This window comes from Streptomyces sp. NPDC008139 (assembly GCF_042957025.1).
Classification (GTDB): domain Bacteria; phylum Actinomycetota; class Actinomycetes; order Streptomycetales; family Streptomycetaceae; genus Actinacidiphila.
In genome coordinates this window covers 66,882-86,729 of record NZ_JBIBHM010000015.1, presented here as the reverse complement: position 1 = coordinate 86,729, position 19,848 = coordinate 66,882, and the positions used below count along the sequence as shown (strand labels likewise).

The 19,848-nt window shown below is 66.8% G+C and carries 22 protein-coding genes, 1 tRNA gene and 3 pseudogenes; 19 read left to right on the top strand and 7 right to left on the bottom strand.

The window, feature by feature from the left end:
• The first annotated feature begins 121 nt into the window (after positions 1-121).
• The 3 genes from cysS (at position 122) to ACFZBB_RS28810 (ending at position 4,511) form a co-directional block, all read left to right on the top strand.
• Entirely contained in the window at positions 122-1,513 is a 1,392-nt protein-coding gene (gene cysS / locus ACFZBB_RS28820; RefSeq protein ID WP_355342093.1) for a cysteine--tRNA ligase, read from the top strand.
• A 176-nt stretch (positions 1,514-1,689) separates the two neighbouring features.
• A complete protein-coding gene (gene rlmB, locus ACFZBB_RS28815) occupies positions 1,690-2,649 on the top strand; it encodes a 23S rRNA (guanosine(2251)-2'-O)-methyltransferase RlmB (RefSeq protein WP_355342096.1) in 960 nt (319 codons plus the stop codon).
• 290 nt (positions 2,650-2,939) lie between these two features.
• Complete coding sequence (locus ACFZBB_RS28810) at positions 2,940-4,511, top strand: DoxX family membrane protein (RefSeq protein WP_391128527.1); 1,572 nt, start codon at positions 2,940-2,942, stop codon at positions 4,509-4,511.
• Positions 4,512-4,719: 208 nt separating this feature from the next.
• On the opposite strand, the gene ACFZBB_RS28805 is transcribed toward ACFZBB_RS28810, so the two are convergent.
• Complete coding sequence (locus tag ACFZBB_RS28805) at positions 4,720-5,268, bottom strand: Uma2 family endonuclease (protein WP_391128255.1); 549 nt, start codon at positions 5,266-5,268, stop codon at positions 4,720-4,722.
• An 885-nt stretch (positions 5,269-6,153) separates the two neighbouring features.
• Between ACFZBB_RS28805 and ACFZBB_RS28800 the strand changes: the two genes are divergently transcribed.
• The 3 genes from ACFZBB_RS28800 to ACFZBB_RS28790 all read left to right on the top strand — a co-directional run bounded on the left by ACFZBB_RS28800 (position 6,154) and on the right by ACFZBB_RS28790 (position 9,315).
• Positions 6,154-7,200 (top strand): DUF262 domain-containing protein, encoded by a 1,047-nt coding sequence (locus tag ACFZBB_RS28800; RefSeq protein WP_391128252.1) that lies wholly within the window; start codon positions 6,154-6,156, stop codon positions 7,198-7,200.
• Entirely contained in the window at positions 7,201-7,896 is a 696-nt protein-coding gene (locus ACFZBB_RS28795; RefSeq protein WP_391128249.1) for a hypothetical protein, read from the top strand. It abuts the gene before it with no gap.
• A gap of 222 nt (positions 7,897-8,118) precedes the next feature.
• Positions 8,119-9,315, top strand: a complete 1,197-nt coding sequence (locus ACFZBB_RS28790; protein WP_391128246.1) for a DNA methyltransferase — start codon at positions 8,119-8,121, stop codon at positions 9,313-9,315.
• A gap of 220 nt (positions 9,316-9,535) precedes the next feature.
• Here the strand turns inward: ACFZBB_RS28790 and ACFZBB_RS28785 are convergent, their stop codons facing one another.
• From ACFZBB_RS28785 to ACFZBB_RS28765, 5 genes are all read right to left on the bottom strand, one after another.
• Entirely contained in the window at positions 9,536-9,790 is a 255-nt protein-coding gene (locus ACFZBB_RS28785; RefSeq protein ID WP_391128243.1) for a hypothetical protein, read from the bottom strand.
• A gap of 548 nt (positions 9,791-10,338) precedes the next feature.
• Positions 10,339-10,860: a DUF6907 domain-containing protein gene (locus tag ACFZBB_RS28780; protein ID WP_391128240.1), complete on the bottom strand. Its 522-nt coding sequence runs from the start codon at positions 10,858-10,860 to the stop codon at positions 10,339-10,341.
• A gap of 3 nt (positions 10,861-10,863) precedes the next feature.
• Positions 10,864-11,124, bottom strand: coding sequence for a hypothetical protein (locus tag ACFZBB_RS28775; protein ID WP_391128237.1), 261 nt, complete (start codon positions 11,122-11,124; stop codon positions 10,864-10,866).
• On the bottom strand, positions 11,121-11,534 hold the full coding sequence (locus ACFZBB_RS28770; RefSeq protein ID WP_391128234.1) for an ATP-binding protein: 414 nt from the start codon (positions 11,532-11,534) through the stop codon (positions 11,121-11,123). The genes ACFZBB_RS28775 and ACFZBB_RS28770 overlap by 4 nt, the downstream gene beginning before the upstream one ends.
• Positions 11,535-11,580: 46 nt before the next feature.
• Positions 11,581-11,988, bottom strand: coding sequence for an NUDIX domain-containing protein (locus tag ACFZBB_RS28765; protein WP_391128524.1), 408 nt, complete (start codon positions 11,986-11,988; stop codon positions 11,581-11,583).
• A gap of 106 nt (positions 11,989-12,094) precedes the next feature.
• On the opposite strand from ACFZBB_RS28765, the gene ACFZBB_RS28760 reads away from it, so the two are divergent.
• The 12 genes and pseudogenes from ACFZBB_RS28760 to ACFZBB_RS28705 all read left to right on the top strand — a co-directional run bounded on the left by ACFZBB_RS28760 (position 12,095) and on the right by ACFZBB_RS28705 (position 18,194).
• On the top strand, positions 12,095-12,883 hold the full coding sequence (locus ACFZBB_RS28760) for a UTRA domain-containing protein (protein WP_391128231.1): 789 nt from the start codon (positions 12,095-12,097) through the stop codon (positions 12,881-12,883).
• A 187-nt stretch (positions 12,884-13,070) separates the two neighbouring features.
• Positions 13,071-13,421, top strand: a complete 351-nt coding sequence (locus ACFZBB_RS28755) for a hypothetical protein (RefSeq protein WP_391128228.1) — start codon at positions 13,071-13,073, stop codon at positions 13,419-13,421.
• Between the two features lie 5 nt (positions 13,422-13,426).
• Positions 13,427-14,803 (top strand): FtsK/SpoIIIE domain-containing protein, encoded by a 1,377-nt coding sequence (locus ACFZBB_RS28750; RefSeq protein ID WP_391128225.1) that lies wholly within the window; start codon positions 13,427-13,429, stop codon positions 14,801-14,803.
• A gap of 53 nt (positions 14,804-14,856) precedes the next feature.
• Positions 14,857-14,988 carry a hypothetical protein gene (locus tag ACFZBB_RS28745; RefSeq protein ID WP_391128222.1) on the top strand — a complete coding sequence of 44 codons (132 nt, stop codon included), beginning with the start codon at positions 14,857-14,859 and terminating at the stop codon, positions 14,986-14,988.
• 16 nt (positions 14,989-15,004) lie between these two features.
• Entirely contained in the window at positions 15,005-15,196 is a 192-nt protein-coding gene (locus ACFZBB_RS28740) for a mobile element transfer protein (protein WP_391128219.1), read from the top strand.
• Positions 15,197-15,212: 16 nt separating this feature from the next.
• Positions 15,213-15,407: a hypothetical protein gene (locus ACFZBB_RS28735; protein ID WP_391128216.1), complete on the top strand. Its 195-nt coding sequence runs from the start codon at positions 15,213-15,215 to the stop codon at positions 15,405-15,407.
• 168 nt (positions 15,408-15,575) lie between these two features.
• A pseudogene (locus ACFZBB_RS28730) lies at positions 15,576-16,854 on the top strand (replication initiator).
• Positions 16,847-17,049 (top strand): annotated as a pseudogene (locus ACFZBB_RS28725) (excisionase family DNA-binding protein). The pseudogenes ACFZBB_RS28730 and ACFZBB_RS28725 overlap by 8 nt, the downstream one beginning before the upstream one ends.
• Positions 17,049-17,234 (top strand): hypothetical protein, encoded by a 186-nt coding sequence (locus ACFZBB_RS28720; protein WP_391128213.1) that lies wholly within the window; start codon positions 17,049-17,051, stop codon positions 17,232-17,234. The pseudogene ACFZBB_RS28725 and the gene ACFZBB_RS28720 overlap by 1 nt, the downstream one beginning before the upstream one ends.
• Before the next feature lie 42 nt (positions 17,235-17,276).
• Positions 17,277-17,765 (top strand): annotated as a pseudogene (locus tag ACFZBB_RS28715) (hypothetical protein); the annotation flags it as partial.
• Entirely contained in the window at positions 17,762-17,989 is a 228-nt protein-coding gene (locus tag ACFZBB_RS28710) for a hypothetical protein (protein WP_391128211.1), read from the top strand. The pseudogene ACFZBB_RS28715 and the gene ACFZBB_RS28710, both read left to right, overlap by 4 nt.
• A 58-nt stretch (positions 17,990-18,047) precedes the next feature.
• Complete coding sequence (locus ACFZBB_RS28705) at positions 18,048-18,194, top strand: integrase (protein ID WP_391128208.1); 147 nt, start codon at positions 18,048-18,050, stop codon at positions 18,192-18,194.
• Between the two features lie 70 nt (positions 18,195-18,264).
• Here the strand turns inward: ACFZBB_RS28705 and ACFZBB_RS28700 are convergent.
• Positions 18,265-18,338, bottom strand: a tRNA-Thr gene (locus ACFZBB_RS28700).
• A 184-nt stretch (positions 18,339-18,522) separates the two neighbouring features.
• Between ACFZBB_RS28700 and ACFZBB_RS28695 the strand changes: the two genes are divergently transcribed.
• Positions 18,523-19,653, top strand: a complete 1,131-nt coding sequence (locus tag ACFZBB_RS28695) for a sn-glycerol-3-phosphate ABC transporter ATP-binding protein UgpC (protein WP_391128205.1) — start codon at positions 18,523-18,525, stop codon at positions 19,651-19,653.
• Positions 19,654-19,848: the final 195 nt, after the last annotated feature.

Sequence of the window (19,848 nt, the reverse complement as noted above, 5' to 3'; positions counted from 1 at the left end):
GGCCGCCGTACAGCCGGGCGGGGCCGGGGACGGGGGGCCGCCGTACAGCCGATTGTCACCGTTGTGTGTGCCCTGTGTCAGACCGCACAAGGCACCCGCTCCGGGCCACTACCCTTGTGGGGTGACTATTCGCCTGTACGACACCAACGCGCGCCAGGTCCGTGACTTCGTCCCGCTCACGCCGGGCTGCGTCTCGATCTACCTGTGTGGCGCCACCGTGCAGGCGGCCCCGCACATCGGGCACATCAGGTCCGGGCTCAACTTCGACATCATCCAGCGCTGGTTCCGCTACCGCGGCTACGACGTCACGTTCATCCGCAATGTGACGGACATCGACGACAAGATCCTCGCCAAGGAGGCCGATCAGGGCCGCCCCTGGTGGGCGATCGGGTACGAGAACGAGCGCGCCTTCACCGCGGGCTACGACGCGCTGGGCTGCCAGCCGCCCACGTACGAGCCGCGCGCCACCGGCCACGTACCGGAGATGATCGAGATGATGCGCGGCCTCATCGAGCGCGGGCACGCGTACGAGGCCGACGGGAACGTGTACTTCGACGTGCGCTCGTTCCCCGAGTACCTGGAGCTGTCCAACCAGGAGCTGGACAATCTGCGCCAGCCCGAGGGCGAGGGCGAGACCGGCAAGCGGGACCAGCGGGACTTCGCGATGTGGAAGTCGACCAAGCCCGGCGAGCCGTCGTGGGAGACCCCGTGGGGCCGCGGCCGTCCCGGCTGGCACCTGGAGTGCTCGGCGATGGCCCACAAGTACCTGGGCAGCGTCTTCGACATCCACGGCGGCGGGATCGACCTGATCTTCCCGCACCACGACAACGAGATCGCGCAGGCCAAGGCGTACGGCGACGAGTTCGCCCGCTACTGGGTGCACAACGCCTGGGTCACCATGAGCGGCGAGAAGATGAGCAAGTCGCTCGGCAACTCGGTGCTGGTCTCCGAGATGGTGCAGCGCTGGCGGCCGATCGTGCTGCGCTACTACCTGGGCACCCCGCACTACCGGTCGATGATCGAGTACAGCGAGGAGGCGCTGCGCGAGGCGGAGTCCGCCTTCGCGCGGATCGAGGGCTTCGTGCAGCGGGTCATCGAGAAAGCCGGGCCGGTCGAGCCCGCCGCCGAGGTGCCGCCCGCCTTCGCCGAGGCGATGGACGACGACCTGGGAGTGCCGCAGGCGCTCGCCGTGATCCACACCACCGTCCGGCAGGGCAACAGCGCGCTGACGGCGGACGACAAGGAGACCGCAGTCGCGCGTCTGGCCGAGGTCCGTGCGATGCTCGGAGTGCTGGGCCTCGACCCGCTCGACGCGCACTGGACGGGCGCCGACCGCGGCGACGACCTGCACGGCGTCGTGGACTCCCTGGTCCGGCTGGTCCTCGAACAGCGGCAGTCGGCCCGCGCCCGCAAGGACTACGCGACCGCCGACGCGATCCGCGACCAGCTCGTACAGGCGGGTCTGGAGATCGAGGACACACCGACGGGTTCGCGCTGGACGCTGCGCGGCTGACCGATCCCGCGGCCGACCGCCTCCGCGGCCGACTGCCTCCGTGGCGGACCGCCTCCTGGCGGATCGCCTCCGCGGCCCCGGCCGACGGGCCCGACCCGTCGACCCGACCCGACCCGTATATCCGTACGCCGGACCCATGTCCGGCGAGCATGACCGAAGCGAAGTGAGAGTGCCCCATGGCCGGGAACAGCCAGCGCAGGAACCGCCGTACATCCAACAAAAAGGGCGCCACGGTCGGCAGCGGCGGGCAGCGGCGCAGGGGCCTTGAGGGCAAGGGCCCGACGCCGCCCGCGGAGGCGCGCAAGGGCCACAAGAAGAACCGCGTCGCCAACGCCGCGGCCAAGCGGGCCGTCTCCTCGCAGTCCCGGCGCCCGTCGGGCCGCGGCTCCAAGTCGACCTCCGAGCTGGTCGTCGGCCGCAATCCGGTGGTGGAGGCGCTGCGTGCCGACATCCCGGCCACAGCGGTGTACGTCCAGCAGTTCATCGAGAACGACGACCGGGTACGGGAGGCGCTGCGGCTGGCCACCGACCGCGGCGTACCGCTGCTCGAAGCCCCGCGCCCCGAGCTCGACCGGCTCACCGCGGGCCTGAACCACCAGGGCCTGGTGCTCCAGATCCCGCCGTACGAGTACGCGCACCCGGACGATCTGGCCGCCGCCGCGCACGACGCGGGCGAGGACCCGCTGATCGTCGCGCTCGACGGTGTCACCGACCCCCGTAACCTCGGCGCCGTCGTCCGCTCGGTGGCGGCCTTCGGCGGGCACGGCGTCGTCGTGCCCGAGCGGCGCGCGGCCGGGATGACGGCCGGTGCGTGGAAGACGTCCGCGGGTACGGCGGCGCGGGTGTCGGTGGCGCGCGCCACCAACCTCACCCGCACGCTGGAGTCGTACCAGAAGGCCGGGCTCACCGTCGTCGGCCTGGCCGCGGACGGCGACCTCGAACTGCACGAGCTGGACGCCCTGTCGGGGCCCGTCGTCATCGTCGCGGGCAGCGAGGGCAAGGGGCTGTCGCGGCTCGTCAGCGAGACGTGCGACCTGCTGGTGCGGATTCCGATGCCGGGCGGCGCGGCGGAGTCGCTGAACGCCGGTGTGGCGGCGGGTGTTGTGCTGTACGAGGCGTCGCGGCGCAGGGCCTGAGCCGTGGTCGTGGCGCGGGGTCTGGGGCGGGTCGTGGCGCCGGGTCTGAAAAGCCTGCGCGGCGCAGGCTCTGAGCCGCCCTGTGACACTTCCTGAGGCGTTCTCGGACGCGTCTTCGAATCGTCATCGCCGGGGCGCTGACCGGGCGTTGACGGGTCTCGGACATCGCGGGGGCGCGGAGACAGTGTCCTAAACGTCCGTCACTCGGTTAGATGAGTGTGGACACCAGAACACCCCGCACTCCTACGGGGGGAGGGTTGCCCGGCTTCGACGAGCCCGCTCCGTTGAGCATGGCCAGGGTGCCGAGCGATCCCGCCCAGGTCATCGTCAATCACGCGAGCTTCCGGGTGCAGCTCGGCGCGACCCCGGGCCGTGCCCTCAGCCTCGACGACACCGCGCAGATCCCCGTCGTGACGCAAGCACGGCCCGGCGCGGCCGGGCGGCGGAAGCTGTCGCCGGTGGTGTGGTCGGGCCGTTCCACGCCGGGCGACCCGGCGGCCGGGGAACTGCTCCAGGCGGTCCGCCGCGCGGGCGTGGCCGGCGGCGCGAACTCCTCCGGCGCGGCCACTCAGGTGCTGCCGCGGATCGACGACACCACGGCGGCGCCCCCCGTGCCGACCGTCGTGGGCCAGCGCGGCGCGCACTCGCCGACCGGCCTGCTCAGCGGCGTACGCCCGGCGACCGGCGCGTACGACGAGGGCGCGGACGGCGCTTCCGACGAGCAGCGGGTGGGCTACGTCGGCGACTCCTCGTCCTTCGACGGAACCGAGCGCAGGCCGCGTACCCGCAACGGCGAACCGGCCAAGCACGCCTGGTACCCCGACCGCCGCATGAACCTCGGCATCGTGCTGCTCCCGCTGCGGATCTTCCTCGGCTTCGTGTCGATCTACGCGGGCATGGGCAAGCTCTGCGACCCCGTCTACTTCGACGGCGGCAAGCGCGGCTCGATGGTCACCTGGCTCAACTCCCTGCATCCGTGGGCCCTCGCGGAGCCGCTGCGCGACGCCGCGCTCAACCACCCGGTGGGCGCGGGCCTGAGCATCGCCTTCCTCCAGGTGGTCGTCGGCGTGCTGACCGTCTGCGGTCTGTGGCAGCGCCTCGCGGCCTTCTTCGGCGCGGGGCTGTCGATCGCGCTGCTGGTGACGGTGAGCTGGCGGACGGTCCCGGTGTACGACGCCCCGGACTTCATCTACCTCGCCGCGTGGAGCCCGCTGATCATCGCGGGCGCGCCGGTGTACTCCATCGACGGTCACCTCGCAGGGGACGCCTGGCGGCGGCTCGGCCCGCGCGTCGCGGTGTGGGACCTGCGCCGCCGTGTGCTGCGGCGCGGCACGGTGCTCGCCACCGTGATCGCCGGTCTGACGCTGCTGATCGGTTCGGTGCTCGGCGCCGCCGTCCGCGCGTCCAGCATGCACGACGACAGGCCGCAGCGGCCGACCGTCATCCCGACCAACAACCTGCCCGGCTCCCCGCTGCCCGAGGTCTCCGGCGGCAGCGGCTCGCAGGGCGCGTCGCCGAAGCCGTCGGCGTCGCCGAAGTCCAAGAAGAAGGGTGAGGACAAGAAGAAGGCCAAGGGGCAGCCGACGTCCAAGGCGCCGACGTCCTCGTCGTCCACGTCCTCCTCGTCGACCGGCGGCGGCCACTCCGCGGGCTCCCGCCCGACCAGCGGCTCGACGTCCTCCTCCAGCGGCGGTTCCTCCGGCGGGACTTCGCAGGCACCGCCGCCCGCCCCGCCCTCCCAGCCGGAGGCTCCCGCCCCGTCCGCCCCGGCCCCCAAGCCCACCCAGGGCGCCATCGGCGGCCTCCTCGGCCTCCACGTCCTCGGAGACCCCTCCTCCCCGTTCCCCACCCGCACCTCCTGAGCCTTCCCCCCCAAGGACCGCGCCCTCGTCATAGAGGGCGCGGTCCTCGCGCTGCGGTGGCCCCACCGCCCGTCCGCCGGCGGCCGGATCTGCAACGCGGCGGTGCCCCCGGGAGGCCCGGAGAGGACATCGCCACCTTCGGGCAGTTGCCCGACGGCTTCTGCGTCCTGTGGACCGCCACGCGCGGACCTCTGCGCGGGAAAGGACCTCACGAGTACGGCAGCAGCGTCCCAGTGCCCAGGTCGAAGCCGAACGGTTGCGGGACGCGAAGGCTTTCACCGAAGTCGGCGTCCTCGCGACGGTGGTACTTCCCGCCGTCGGGACGGCTGAAGAGCGTGACCGTCTTCAGCCTCGCGTCGACCACGAGGTACAGCGGGATTCCCATCATCGGGTAGTCCCGTACCTTGCCCACCCATTCGTTCTCAGGGTTCGACGGCGACACCAGCTCGACGGCGATGGCCGCGCTCTCCGCGGGGACCTGATTGTCGGTGGTCTCCAGGACGTCAGCGGGCAGGTAGGTCAGATCGGGGTTGCGGCTCTTGCCCACACCGGGAGAGACGAGGTCGGTGTTCTCGCTCGGCAGCAGGTCGCCAGGGCAGTGTGCGTCGAACTGGCGCCTTACCACCAGGAGATTGCGCTGGTGGATGCCGGAGGGGCCGACCATCATCACGATCGTGTCGCCGGAGATCTCGGCCTTGAACCCGTCCGGCAGACTCCTGCGGGCCTCATCAAGGAGTGCGAAGCGCTGCGGGTCCATGCTGCTGTGCCTCCCATGAACGGGCCGACCGGTCTCCCGGACTAGCCGGACCTGACGCCCCAGAGCCCGCGCCGTTCACGGACGCCGACCGGGACTGTCCACACCCGCCCGGCCAACCGCATCCGCCAACGTAAAACCCCAGCTCAGATCCTGTCTGGGCTGGGGTTCACAGAGAGCCCCCTGTCGGATTCGAACCGACGACCTTCGCTTTACAAGAGCGGCTGGGCATTGCCCTCAGTGACCAGCAACTTCATTCGAGAAGCTAGCGAGCACGGGCCTATCCGTCAGTACACCCAGATGACCGCTACTCCCCCCTCGTTCTGGCGCGACGCTGGCACGGTGGCCCCTTCGTCCCGAAGCTAGCTAGTGAACTCTCGACCTGTGGCTGCAATGTGGTTGACCTTGGAGACGGTCCACCAGCATCTGCGGGAGTCCAGGGCGTTGAAGCGCAATCAGACACTCAGCCGGTCGCCGCTTCAGGCCGCGTATGGCCTACGTATGTGGCTCCGGAGGGCCCTTCGGACTTCGGTGAATGCGGTGGTCACGGAGCTAAGGCCAGCCTGTCGCGCATACGCCGCCCACAGGTGGTCCATGACTTGGCATGGTGCCGCCCAGCCCCATTCACGGTGTGACTGAACGTTCACGGCCCTGCAGGGAGCCGGCGTACGTGACTGGTTCTCTGGCCGGACTCGAGTTGTGCGACACCACATGCTGCACGCTCAGCCGCTTCGGAGCGGAAGCATGTGACAAATGGGAACAAAGGACTCAAATATTTATATTTCCTTGCAGCGGTCGATGTCTGTTCTGCGAGCTCCATCACCATTGGCTCGATCCGCTGCTACGATCGATTATCGGCGTGCTCTAATTAATTGGGATGAGACTTACGTGGCTAATGACGTCGTAGATCTGCAAGCTGAACTCGACAAGCATCGGCGTGCTGTCGATACGGATTACTTCGATCTGTCAATCCGGGAGATCGTACGGATGGTCGAAAGCGACGAGATCCAAGTCGCCCCCTCCTATCAGAGGCAGTTCCGATGGAAGGAGCCGGTGCAATCGGCTCTGATCGAGTCCTTGCTCTTGGGGTTGCCGATTCCCGCCATTTTTGTGGCTACGAATAGAGATGGCACCTGGGATGTAGTTGACGGGCTACAGAGGGTCTGTACGATACTGCGGTTTTTTGCTATCGATGTTCCCGGCTCCGAGACGCTGAAGTTTGCGAAAGACCCACTTCGCCTAGGTGACATGAGCCAGCTTTCCGGATTCTCGAAACTTGCCTACGAAGACCTTCCAGTTCCTATTCGCTTGATGCTCGGGAAGCGGTATCTGCGGGTTCAAGTTCTCAGTGACAAGTCGGATCATGAGGTTAGGTTTGAGCTTTTCCGGCGCCTTAATGCCGGTGCCGTCGAGCTAACAGCTCAAGAGGTGCGCAGCTGTGTCTACCGTGGTCCGTTCAATACGTTGATTGAGGACTTGTCAGTCACTCCAGAATATAAGGCTCTCCTGAAGTTGGGTTCCAAGAACCTAAATGACGGAACATCCGAAGAGATCGTTCTCAAATTCTTCGCTTACCTCGACGGTCTGGAAAAGTTCAATGGCAAGGTGACCGCCTTCCTGAATGATTACATGCTGCAGCGAGGCGAGGAGACGGATCTCGCCCAGGACAGGGAGCTCTTCCTTAAAACGGTTCGATTCCTCCAATCTGTAATTGGTGGAGAATTCAAGCGTAAGGGAGTTCATACCACGCCTTTGAATCAATTCGAGGCGGTCTTGGTAGGAATCGCTCGAATCTATCGAGCTGGAAATGAGCCTAAGGTTCCCAAGACAGGGTGGGAACTCGATGAGGAGCTCGTTTCGGCAAGCCGTGTGGGAACTAACAGCCGGACTATGCTGAAGAAGCGTGTGCTGCGATCAGAGGAACTGTTCTCCTAAATGAAGAGAGCCGTAGACTCAGTTTTTGACAAGGCGGTAGAACAGCTAGATCGAGAAGAAAGAAGGCTGGGCTCTCTAGAGAAGACCGGGACTGTCGCAACCTTCGATCGCGACGGGTTCGCAGCGATGAATAGGGCGCTCTCCTACGTTGTCATGGGGGGAGTGCTAGAAGAGCTCATGCGCGACCTCCCTGCTGCTCTGGCGGCAGACCTGGTAGCCCAAAACATCGAGCGTCGACATCTTCCGGTTTCACTTATAGCCGCCATTGATGCCTCTAGTTTCCGGCAATGTGGTAGCGATACCGTCGCTTCCCTCATTGCGCGAGCCAATGTCGTCCAGGCTGTTGCCTCGCATGGCTCAGATTCGCGCCCTGTGGTGGATTTTGGAGAGCTTTTCAAGCTCGCGGACGGATCCACTATTAATGAGAAGCACTTCAAAGCCCTTTGGGCCCTGCTGGGACTCGATGGGGATTGGCGCAGTGACCCAAAGGACACCATGCTTCTCAAGGAAATCAGAGACAAGAGGAATGATGTAGCTCACTGGTTGGAAGATCCCGTTACCGTGGGTCGCAGCAAGCGTCCTAGTGACCTTAAGACCATGGTGAAAGGATTGATCGACCTCGTGCAGCACTTCCATTTGGCGATTTGGTACTGGTTGGACGACAGAGCTGCGTCCGTTAAGGCGGTGGGGAACTAGATCACCTCGGGGTACCTCTACGTGGTCCTGCTCATAGCACGTCCTGCTAGTACTTGGGGGATGATCAGCTATGATCGTGGGACCCCTAGGTGTTCCCACGTGAGAGAAGTGCTGTTGAGAAGCCCTCAGTCGGGCGCTGGCCGCTTCAGCGGGCAAGACGCCCCGCCCATGTTGCTCGCGGGGCTCGATGGCCGGTGTGTCATCTCGCCGAAGCGACCGTCCGTGGATACCGCTGGCCTTGCTGACATTTTTCCGTACTATGCGGGTTTTTCCTTTGACTTCGCATCCGCGCACATTGCTGCCCACTCGAAAAATTTGAATGATTCTGCTGTAGTTCTGGATCCATGGAACGGAAGTGGCACTACTACGCTGGCCGCGCAGCATTTGGGTCATACTGCAATTGGAGTAGATCTAAATCCCGCGGCCAACATTATTGCGCAGTTGCGATGCCAAATCGGCGATAGAGCACGCGGTGTCCCAGTTCCTAAACGGCGCCGTTCCTCGCCGGAATCTATGGCGAAAGATCCACTTTCTCGTTGGTTGAGTCCAGGGGTGGTGGCTAGAATTCGTGATTGGACTTGCCAACTCATTGAATCACCGGCTGAGCAATCGTCTCTTGGATACGTTGCAATATTCCGAGCAGTACGCGGAATGACACGGAAGTTCGAGGGAAGTAACCCGACCTGGGTGAAGTCTTCCAAGTCCTCTGAAGATCTAGTCGCGCTCTCAAATGATGAGGTTGACGCCGCAATTGGGATCGAAGAGGATTTCCTACTCGGTAGACTTCAGGAATTTCCTGTTTCTGCTTCTCGGGCGACCATGGTCACTGCCTCTTCTCGGGCGTTGCCGTTGATGAATGGTTCAGTCGACGTAATCGTGACGTCGCCGCCGTATCTTACGCGTATCGATTATGGTATTGCTTACAGTCGGGAATTGGCTGTACTTGGAATTGATACCTCAGTGGATAGAAGCCTGCGATCTGGATTGATGGGCACTACGCTGATTCGCGGCCCGATCGGCTCGCTGGGTGACTCCCTGGGAGGGCTGGCGTCTGGTTTGATCAAGGATATTTCAGGTCACTCTAGCAAGGCGTCGGGTGGGTACTACCTGAAGCAGGCGGTGCAATATTTTAGCGATTTGACGGCTGGCCTCGATGAAGTGACGCGTGTTGCAAAATTGGGGGCCAGCATGTCGTTGGTAGTTCAGGATTCATACTACAAGGATATTCACGTCCGATTGGCCGACATATGCGCTGAGGGAGCAAAGATGCGTGGCTGGGAAGTGGTCTGGTCGGAGCAGTTCAAGGTTACGCGGTCGCTTACATCGCTAAATAAGGCAGCCAAGGAATATGTAAAGGGCGAAGTTGCCGAAAGCGTCCTCGACTTTCAGTTGCGAGAGAAGACCGCAGGCCATCGCTGACCGCATTGGTTACGAATGGTCTTGAAAACCGTCGTGGCAGCGATGTCGCCGCGGGTTCGAATCCCACACCCACCGCAGATGAACGGCCCCTGACCCGGCGCATCGGTCTGGGGCCGTTCTCGTGGGTCTGCCCGTCAAACACCGTGGGTCCCCGCTGATTCCCGCTACATCGGGCACGGGTGTCCCTTGTGGTACTGCACAGTTTCAGGGGGTGTCGGGGCTATCCATCGATTAGGTCAGCCCGCTCGCGTACCTGGTCATCGAGGTTCCCCTTCTCCAGGTCTCTGAGTGCGGCGGCGTACCCGGCCATGATCGCCTCGTGCGTCACGCCGTGGAGATCGACAGGAATCGTGCTGAAGATCCCTGAGCAGACGTTGGCGGCTGCCTCGTACGCAGGGCGGTAATGAGCTTCGCTGATTCCAGCGCCCAGTTGACTGACAAGATCACTTAGCTCGCTCTTTCGGTCGTCATCCACGCTGATCCCGATACCCTTGGGCACCAGCCCACAACCACTCCGGCTCCCATCCCGTCCGCCTTCGACCCACACTCCGTGGAGCGGTCGTGGTTCAGGGCGTCAAGGTGGAGCGCGCCACCGTACGAACGACCTTGACGCCCAGGGCCGCGACTGCTCGGCTCTGCCTGGGTCGAAGGTGGTCGGGATGGGAGCCCCACGACGCTCGCCCCGCTCCGGCCGGCACTCGCGAACGGCGCCTCTCCCATCCCGGAGTCCGAGCGCCCCGCTGGAGGCATCCTCTTGAAGCCGCGGGCTTGGTTCTCGACTCATGCCCTCGGGCCTATCCACTGCTGGCGCGCGTCGGCGCAGCGCGGGCGGAGCGGGCCGAAGGCAGGAGCGGCGCCCGGAGCGGAGCCGGGAAGCGCGCCCGGCGGAGCGGAGCGCAGCCGGGTGCCTTGAACTCGTAGAGAAGGTTGTTACTCAGTCGTCGGTGGCCGCGTGGGGCATGAAAGAGGCCCCGGCCGCTGTGGGGCTTGGTGGCGGTCGGGGCCTGGGGGCGGGGCTCGTGGTCAGGGGCTGTGGTAGGTCGTCCAGTCGTCTCGGGCGGTGATCAGGGCAGGGCGTACTTCCTGGTCCAGGTGGTCGGCCTGGGCGCGGAGTTGAGCGGCGACGGTGGCAAGTCTCTCCGGGTCGAGGTTGTGGAGCCAGTAGTCGTCTACGAACTGGAGGTTGACGACGGGCAGGCGGGCGGCGGGGTCTTCGCTGTAGGGGGCGCAGTCGATGCTTCCGCTCAGGATGACGGTCTCGGTGCCAGGGGCGTCGGTGACGGACACCGTCATGAGCTGGCCCGAGAACGCCTGGTGGTGGGTGATGTCGGCCAGCTCGGTGGCGAACCGCTGGGGCGGTACGTCGGTGGCGCTCGGGTCGTCTTCGGCCCATGCGGGCAGGTATCCGGTCGCGGTGTAGCCGATGGTCGTGGTTATGGTCCATGTCGCCGGGGCCTCGGCTGATGGTGGGGGCTGAGGATGGTCGTCGCCCCGGCCCGTTGCACTTGGCTCTGTGGTCGGGCGTTCCTTCGTCGCGCTGCTCATGGGTCACTGTCCTTCCGTAGTCGGTCGGACGGATGCGGGTAAGGCCGGCGCTTCCGGTGCCGCCTTGAGTGCGTGCTGCTCGATCGCCGCAGCGACCTTCTGCCATGCCGTGAAGACGTTCATCACTTCGTGCTCGGGGGCGTGGGTGAGGTCCAGGAGGAAGCGGCGGATCATGACTTCGCTGCTCAACGTCTGCTGAATGCGCGCGATCGTCCACGGGCTGTGGGTAGAGGGCGCCGCCGTCGACGGTCGGCCGGGGGTCATGAGGCGTCCTTGGGCTGCGTGAGGTGGGCGGTCACGGTGTGGCCGTGATGGTCGCCGCGGGTCTCGACGTGGTGGGCAAGGGCGGTGACCATGGCCAGGCCGCGGCCGTGGGTGTCCTCGGCGTCGGGGTGCTCGACGGTCGGTGCGCTCTTCGTCCCCCCGGAGTCGGTCACCGAGATGGAGACGACCGCAGGGGAGACGGCGAGGCTGACGTGGAAGGCCCCCGTGCTCCCGCTGGCGGTGTGGAGCACGGCGTTCGCGCTCAGCTCGGTGACGATGAGCGCCGCGTCGTCCGCACAGGAGGAATCGCGCAGCACATCGCGGGTCCAGCGGCGTACGCGGCCAACTTCTTCGGGTGAACCTGGGCAAGTCAATCTCCAGACTCGCGGACTACTCATATACTCGTGCATACAAGTTACTTTCTGCTGGTGGGCGGCCATGTGCGAACGGTTTGAGCTAGACGAGTTGCACGCCGTCGTGCGCGCGCACGGCAGGCGGGGACTTCGCGTCCAGGGCGTCGAGAACGCGGATCGCGTACGCCTCGTCCGCGAGTTCGGAGACTTCTTCCCGGGTGGCCCAGTGCAGGGCGCTGGTCTCGGTGCCGGTGGAGGGCTCGCCGTCGATCGCCTCGCAGCGGAAGACGAGCGAGACGATGAGTCCGGTCATGTTCTTGTAGACACCCGTCAGGGTGGCGGGCACAGCGATCTTGACGCCGGTCTCCTCCAGGACTTCGCGCTGAAGTGCGTCGGGGATGGTCTCCCCCGCCTCCAGGACGCCGCCGGGCGGTTCCCAGTGGCCGTTGTCGCGCCGCCTGATCAGCAGGGCCCGGCCGGCGTCATCGACGATGACTCCGGCGACGCTCACGGAGTGCGGACGCTCGATCGGCACGTACCTCATCCTCTCGGGTGGTTAGGCTGCCCACCGTAGCAACAAAGGTCGGCCACTCGTCTAGATATCCAAAGGAGTACACATGCCCGTTCTTCCCTCCGGCGTCCTAGGGGCGCTGGACCCGACGAGCGACCGCGCGGTGTTCCGTCAGATCGCCGATCAGTTGCGCGAAGCGATCGACAGGGGCAAGTTCGCCGAGGGCGACAAGCTGCCCTCCGAGACGGAGCTGGTCGAGCACTACGGCGTCTCGCGGATGACCGTACGGAACTCGCTGTCCGTCCTCCAGGGCGAGGGCCTGGTGGTCTCCGAGCACGGTAAGGGCGTCTTCGTGCGGCCCCGCCCGCCCGTGCGGCGGCTCGCCTCGGACCGCTTCGCCCGCCGGCACCGCGAGCAGGGCAAGTCGGCGTTCATCGTGGAGGCCGACGCGGCGGGCAGCCATCCCACCGTGGACAGTCTGGAGATCAAGGAAGAGCGGCCGAGTCAGGACATCGCCACCCGGCTCGGCGGCCCCCGTCGCGTACTGGCCCGACGCCGCCGCTATCTCCTCGACGGCCGCCCGGTCGAGTTCGCCACCTCCTACCTCCCGCTCGACCTGGCCCGCGGCACCCCCATCGCCGAGCCGAACCCCGGTCCCGGTGGCATCTATGCCCGACTCGAAGAACTGGGCCACCGCCTCGACCACTTCGAGGAGGAGATCCGCGCCCGCATGCCCGCGCCGACTGAGGTCAAGACGCTCCAGCTCGCGTCCGGCGTGCCGGTGATCCATCTGGTCCGCACGGCATTCGACACCGAGGGGCGTGCCGTCGAGGTCTGCGACACGGTGATGGCGGCGGACGCGTACGTGCTGGCGTATCAACTTCCGGCCACGTGACCTGGGCGGATGGTGTCGCGACACGGGCAGGGACGGCCCAACACCCGTGACTCGTACGCCTTTCTCGGCAAACTCATATAGACGAGTAGCCGGGTTGTGTGGCACAGTGGTTCTCGTGCCCGGTTCTTCGGGTGCACTAGACGACACTTGTCTAGACGACTAGCTGTCATGAGTGAAGGGGAAGGCGTTGCGTTCCATCCGTGTGGAGACATCGGCGGCAACGATCCTGCTGACCGAAGCTCCGGAGACGAAGATCAAGGACCGGCAGACCGGGGAGATCGCCACCGACGCGAACAGCGGTGAGCCGCTGATGACGCTCGGCGTGGTCTACATCGAGGACGGTGAGTCCTCGCTGCTCAAGGTGACCATCCCGCAGAGCGGTGTGGGCGAGGGGCTGGCCCTCGGGGCGCCGGTCGCGCTGCCGGGATTGGTGGCCCGGCCGTGGGAGAGCACGTTCAGCGGACAGCAGCGGCACGGGATCGCCTTCCGCGCCGCCGCCGTCACCCCGGCCGCTTTCCCGGCCCAGGTGGGGGTCTGAGTCCGATGTCGGACCTGATGACGCTGGTGGAGGTGGGTGGTGCCGTCACTGCTGTTGGCGGGTGCACCGCCTATCTGCGGGCCGAGCAGCCAGCCGCGTACCGGTCCCTGGTCGGGCTGCCCGTCTCGACCGCCCGCCTGCTCGGTTCGTACGGGTCGGTCATGGACGCCTGCGGGCTGACCGTCGCCCCCTCACGGCTGCGGGCCCTGGCCGTACGGACGACGACCCGGCGGGAGGTACGGCCGGTGCCTCCCCGGCGCGGCTTCATCCGACCCACCTCCACCGGCCTACGGCTCCGGCTGCGGCTCGCGCCCGGCCAGGAACCGGCTGACGTCGCCGCCTCGGCCGAACGGCTCCGGCGCGCCTGGGGCGTGCACGCCGTGTACGTGACGGAGGTCAAGCCAGGCGTGGTGGAACTGCGGCTCGTCGGCTTCGACGTTCTCCGGAAAGTCCGGATGCCTCGGAGGGCGGCGGGAGGCTTCCTCAAGGTGCCGGTGGCACTACGGGAGGACGCGACCGCGTTCGTACGGGACTACCGCGCGATACCGCACCAACTCACCCTCGGTGCCACGCTCTCGGGCAAGTCCATGTACCTGCGGCATCTGGTCGCAGGGCTGGCCGCTCAACCGGTCGCCCTGGTCCGCATCGACTGCAAGCGCGGCGTGGAGCTGGCGCCGTTCGCGGCCCGGCTGTCCGCGCTGGCCACCGACCCCGAGCAGGCGGCCGAACTACTGCCCGTACTCGTACGGGAGATGGAAGACCGCTACGACCTGATCAAAGCCCGGCAGGGCATCGCCCCCTCGACGCCGAACGAGGAGATCACCTCCGACGTATGGGGACTGCCCGAGTCGCAACGACCGGTGCCGATCGTGCTGTTCGTGGACGAGGCGGCCGAACTCTTCCTCGTCGCCACCAAGAAGGACGAAGAGCGGCGGGATGAAATGGTCACCCAACTCATCCGCCTCGCCCAGCTCGGCCGCGCTGCGGGCATCTACCTGGAGGTCTGCGGCCAGCGTTTCGGCGCCGAACTAGGCAAAGGCGCGACCATGCTGCGGGCCCAGCTCACCGGCCGCGTCTGCCACCGCGTCAACGACGAAGCCTCCGCGAAGATGGCGCTCGGCGACATCGCCCCCGAAGCTGTGGGCGCCGCCTGCGCCATCGCCCCCGAACGGCCTGGTCTCGCGGTCGCTGGGGACACCTCCGGCGGCTGGTCCCGCATCCGCACGCCGTATCTCTCCCTTGCTGACGCGGCGGCCATCTGTGACGCGAACGCGCACCTCGTACTGAACCTGCCCTCGCTGGAACGGTTCCGGCCGGTCGTTCGGTCCCGGCCCGACGCACGGCCTGTCTCGCTGGCCAAGGCCCAGCCGGTCACCGACTGACCCTTTCCGCTCTCCTTGCGCCATCTCCCCCCGTCGTTCCCGTCCCGGCCGCCTTGGTCGCGCACGCCCGCAAGGTCGCCGCCGACCACCTCGCCCGTACGGGCACGGCCATCGATACCGCAACTCTCCGCGGCCGGCTCGGCGTACCGGCCCCACGCGCCGAAGCCATCGCCGCCCAGCTCTGAAAGGAAGACAGCACCCGTGCCCGCCAACCGCCGCTTCCGGGACCTGATCCGTATCGGGCCCGTTCAGGTCGGCACCTCCAACGACGCCCGCGGCCGTGGGAAGCACACCGCCGCCTGCACGGCACCGCGCTGCGGCTTCTCCGCAGACTACGACTCCCGCACCGCCGCCGAACTGGCCGCCCGTACCCACCGCTGCCCCGCCCGATGAAAGGACCCGCCCGCCCGTGACCGTCAGCCTGCCCCTGGTCGCCGCCCTCGGCATCATCGCCTGGGCCGCGATCAAATTCCTCGGCATCCGCCTCTGGGCCGCCGTCGTCATCGCCCTGTTCGGCTTCTACCTCGCCCACAGCTTCCTCGCGCCCGCGATCGACGACAGCACACGCAACGGTGTCGAGATCGTCAACGGCACACACACCTAGACGAGTAGTTAAGAGGAAATTGACCACCGGGGCGGCGCCGATACCGCCAAGCATCCGCCACCCCGGCAGCCCTACCCCACGAACCGCAGTCCGTGAAGGAGAACCATCATCACCCGCGCAACCCCGCCTCCGCTGTCCGAACTCGGCGCCTTGGCCGCCCTCGGCACCATGCAAGGAACTCCTCCGCCAGCTCTCCGGCCTGGGCGGCTGCACCCACCCCATCCGACTCGACGGCCACCACACTGAACACGCCCTCGACACCACTACCGGTGAAGTCGGTGCCGTCCTGCACCGCATCACCTCCGACCGGCTGCCCGCCGGCCACCTCCTCGTACGGTGCAACAACCGCCGTACGACTCGCTGCCCGGCCTGCGCGGAGACCTACCGCCGCGACACCTTCCACCTGATCACCGCAGGACTCCGCGGCGGCAAGGGCACCCCGTAGGACGTCGCCCACCACCCCCGCGTCTTCGCCACCTTCACCGCCCCCGGCTTCGGCCCGGTCCACAACCGGCCCGACTCCGGCCGCTGCCGCTGCGGCACCACCCCCGACACCGACGCCCCCGCGCTCGGCACCCCGCTGAACGCGGACACGTACGACTATGAAGCCGCCTCCTCTGGAACGCCCACGCCGGAGCCCTGTGGCGCCGCTTCTCCATCTACCTGCGCCGCGAGATCGCCAAGCGCGCCGGACTCACCCAACGCACCTTCCGGCGGCACGCTCGCGTCTCCTTCGCCAAGGTCGCCGAGTACCGAAGGCGCGGCGCGGTCCATTTCCACGCGGTCATCCGTGTAGACGGCCACGAAGGCGGCACCACCCCACCGCCCGCAACCTTGGCCGCCGCGGATCTCCTCACCGACGCCATCCGCGCCGCTGCGGGAACTGCCCGCCTCACCGGGCCGAACATCGACGGTCGCACCCACGCCCTCGCATTCGGCCGCCAACTCGACGTACGCGCCATCCGCGGCGTCGACTTCGCCGGGTCAACCGAATTGACCGACCGGGCGGTGGCCGCGTACATCGCCAAGTACGAGATCAAGGGAGCCGAAACAGCGACCGGCACCCTCGACCGCCCGATCCGCTTCCTCGCCGAACTCGCCCACCTCCAGCTCGCCGACCACGCCCGCTGCATGATCCGCACCGCATGGACTCTCGGCGCCCGCAAAGACCTGGAACATCTCCGCCTGCGCGCCTGGGCCCACGTGCTCGGCTTCCGCGGCCACTTCTCCAGCAAGACCGGCCGCTACACCACCCTCGGCGCCCTGCGAACTGCCCGTGCCGACTATCGCCGTGCCCAAGCCGGAACGCCGCACTCGTCGGAAGAAACGACGTACGTCCTCTCCCACTGGACCTTCGCTGGCACCGGCCTCACCCCCCGCCGAACGCTGGCTCGCCGCATCTCTCGAAGCCGCCCCCGGAACGGAAGGAGAACCCACCCATGGCTGAGCGATACCTGACCGTCGCCCAGGTCGCCGAACGCCTAGGAACGACCGAGCGGTTCCCCGGCGGCTGATAGAGGAACGGCGCATCACCTTCGTCAAGATCAGCCGCCACGTCCGCGTCCCGGAAAGCGCCCTCGATGCTTACGTGGCCGCGAATACGGTCCTGCCGGTGGCTCGTCGCTTTCGGGCGGTGGCGTGATGGCGAACGCCAAGGGCAACCGGCGCCGGTTCGGGTCGGTCCGGCAACTGCGCTCGGGGCGCTGGCAGATCCGCTACCCGCACCCCGATACCGGCCTGATGCGACCGGGTGAGAAGACGTACCCGTCCAAGACCGACGCGGAGATCGCGCTGTCGCTGAGCGAGGCCGATCTGACGCGAGGGTAGTGGGCCGACCCTGACGCGGGGAAGGTCAACTTCGGCGACTTCGCCGACGCCTGGCTGCGGGATCGCAAGCTGGCCGACCGGTCTCGGGAGCGGAACGAGACGGTGATCCGGCTGCACATCAAGCCCACCTTCGGGGCGGGGACCGTTGCCGACATCACCACGTCGCGGGTGCGGGCCTGGCGTGCCCGGCTGCTGGCCGATGGTGTCGGTGAGCCGACCGTGGTCAAGGCATACCAACTCCTGCGCGCGATCCTGAACACGGCCGTTGAGGATGAGCTGATCCGCCGTAACCCGTGCTGGGTCAAGGGAGCCGACCGGTACGCCGTGCCAGAACGACCGGTACGACGGTCAATCAGGTCATTGCTGCGGCCGAGGCTATCCAGCCCCGACACCGGCTCCTGGTGCTGCCGGCAGCCGTCACTACGCTGCGTTTCGGGGAGCTGGCCGCGCTGCGCCGCCGCGACATCGACACCGATCGGTGCACGGTACGGGTTCGGCGTGCGCAGTCCGAGACGTAGAACGGCAAGTTGAAGGACAAGGCGCCCAAGTCGGCAGCCGGTGTGCGGCCGGTGGCCTTTCCCGCTGAGCTGCTGCCCGACGTGCTGAGTCACCTTGAGCACTTCACAGGCATGGGCCAAGAGGTGCACGTCTTCCAGGGGCCGAAAGGCGGGCTCCTGCGGCGGAGCAACTTCCGGGACGACTGGATGGCGGCCCGTGACGCGGCGGGCATCCCGGATGACGTGCACCTTCCATGATCTGCGCCACACCGGCAACACCTTGGCCTCGGCCGCCGGGGCGAGTACCAGGGAACTCATGACGCGGATGGGGCACAACACGGCGCGGGCCGCGCTGATCTATCAGCACATGGCCAGTGACCGTGATCAGCACATCGCGGGCGCGCTCGGCGCGATGATCCGCAAGAGCCGGGGCGAGGCAGGTCCGGGGCCTTCTGGCACGTGAGTGGCGCGGCCGTGATCATGGGACAGGGCCAGGCTCGGGGATCACTCCCCTGGCCTGGCCCTGCGGCTTGAGCCCCCTGTCGGATTCGAACCGACGACCTTCGCTTTACAAGAGCGGTGCTCTGGCCAGCTGAGCTAAGGAGGCGCAGGAGAAGTGTAGCGGGCACGAATCGGGGGGTGGGAGGGAAAGTGGGGGGCGGGGGGCTGGTGACAAGGGGCGGGGGGCAAGGTAGCGTCACGGGAAGGTTCACACAGTGTGGACTGGACCAATCCTTCCTTTACTCGGATCGTCCGGCACGTTCCTGCCGGTGAAGGGACTGTAACCAGTCATGGCAACTGTCACGTTCGACAAGGCGACCCGCATCTACCCCGGTGGCGACAAGCCCGCGGTGGACGGCCTGGAGATCGAGGTCGGGGACGGCGAGTTCCTGGTTCTCGTCGGGCCCTCGGGTTGCGGCAAGTCGACCTCCCTGCGGATGCTCGCGGGTCTCGAGGACGTCAACGCGGGTGCGATCCGGATCGGTGAGCGGGACGTCACGCACCTGCCGCCGAAGGACCGGGACATCGCGATGGTGTTCCAGAACTACGCGCTGTACCCGCACATGACCGTCGCGGACAACATGGGCTTCGCCCTGAAGATCGCGGGCGTCAACAAGGCCGAGATCCGCAAGCGGGTCGAGGAAGCCGCGAAGATCCTGGACCTCACCGAGTACCTGGCGCGCAAGCCCAAGGCGCTCTCCGGTGGTCAGCGCCAGCGTGTCGCGATGGGCCGCGCGATCGTCCGTGAGCCGCAGGTGTTCCTCATGGACGAGCCGCTGTCGAACCTCGACGCCAAGCTCCGCGTCCAGACCCGTACGCAGATCGCGAGCCTCCAGCGCCGTCTGGGCGTCACGACTGTGTACGTGACGCACGACCAGGTCGAGGCCATGACCATGGGTGACCGCGTGGCGGTCCTCAAGGACGGCATCCTCCAGCAGGTCGACAGCCCGCGGAACATGTACGACCGCCCCGCGAACCTCTTCGTGGCCGGCTTCATCGGCTCCCCGGCGATGAACCTCATCGAGGTGCCGATCACCGACGGCGGAGTGAAGTTCGGCAACGCGGTCGTGAACGTCGAGCGCGAAGCGGTGCAGACCGCGTCCGACAAGGGCGACCGTACGGTCACCGTCGGCGTCCGCCCCGAGCACTTCGACATCGTCTCCGAGAACGACAGCTCCAAGTCGCTGACGAAGGACGGCCCGGCGGGTCTCGCCGTCACCGTCAACGTCGTCGAGGAGCTGGGCGCCGACGGTTACGTGTACGGCTCGGCCAAGGTCGGCGACGAGCACAAGGACGTCGTCATCCGCGTCGGCGGCCGCGCGATCCCCGAGAAGGGCTCCGTGCTGCACGTCGTGCCGCGCGCCGGTGAGACGCACGTCTTCGCCACCTCCTCCGGCGAGCGCCTGACCAACAACCACTGATCCACCGGTTCCTCCACGCCGACGGCCCGTCGGTACGTGACTCCTCACGTACCGGCGGGCCGTCGCCGTGTTCCGCCGCTACGTGTTCCGCCGGTACGTGTTCCGCCGGTACGTGTTCCGTCGGTACGTGAGCCGCCTCGCCCCCGCCTCGCCCCCACCCCTGCCATCCGTACACGTTGTCGACAAATACATACG

Coding starts and splice junctions, on each gene's coding strand:
- rlmB (WP_355342096.1), top strand. CDS start 1,690: ATGGCCGGGAACAGCCAGCGCAGGAACCGCCGTACATCCAACAAAAAG.
- ACFZBB_RS28810 (WP_391128527.1), top strand. CDS start 2,940: ATGGCCAGGGTGCCGAGCGATCCCGCCCAGGTCATCGTCAATCACGCG.
- ACFZBB_RS28805 (WP_391128255.1), bottom strand. CDS start 5,268: ATGGACCCGCAGCGCTTCGCACTCCTTGATGAGGCCCGCAGGAGTCTG.
- ACFZBB_RS28795 (WP_391128249.1), top strand. CDS start 7,201: ATGAAGAGAGCCGTAGACTCAGTTTTTGACAAGGCGGTAGAACAGCTA.
- ACFZBB_RS28780 (WP_391128240.1), bottom strand. CDS start 10,860: ATGAGCAGCGCGACGAAGGAACGCCCGACCACAGAGCCAAGTGCAACG.
- ACFZBB_RS28775 (WP_391128237.1), bottom strand. CDS start 11,124: ATGACCCCCGGCCGACCGTCGACGGCGGCGCCCTCTACCCACAGCCCG.
- ACFZBB_RS28770 (WP_391128234.1), bottom strand. CDS start 11,534: ATGCACGAGTATATGAGTAGTCCGCGAGTCTGGAGATTGACTTGCCCA.
- ACFZBB_RS28760 (WP_391128231.1), top strand. CDS start 12,095: ATGCCCGTTCTTCCCTCCGGCGTCCTAGGGGCGCTGGACCCGACGAGC.
- ACFZBB_RS28750 (WP_391128225.1), top strand. CDS start 13,427: ATGTCGGACCTGATGACGCTGGTGGAGGTGGGTGGTGCCGTCACTGCT.
- ACFZBB_RS28720 (WP_391128213.1), top strand. CDS start 17,049: ATGGCGAACGCCAAGGGCAACCGGCGCCGGTTCGGGTCGGTCCGGCAA.
- ACFZBB_RS28705 (WP_391128208.1), top strand. CDS start 18,048: ATGACGCGGATGGGGCACAACACGGCGCGGGCCGCGCTGATCTATCAG.
- ACFZBB_RS28695 (WP_391128205.1), top strand. CDS start 18,523: ATGGCAACTGTCACGTTCGACAAGGCGACCCGCATCTACCCCGGTGGC.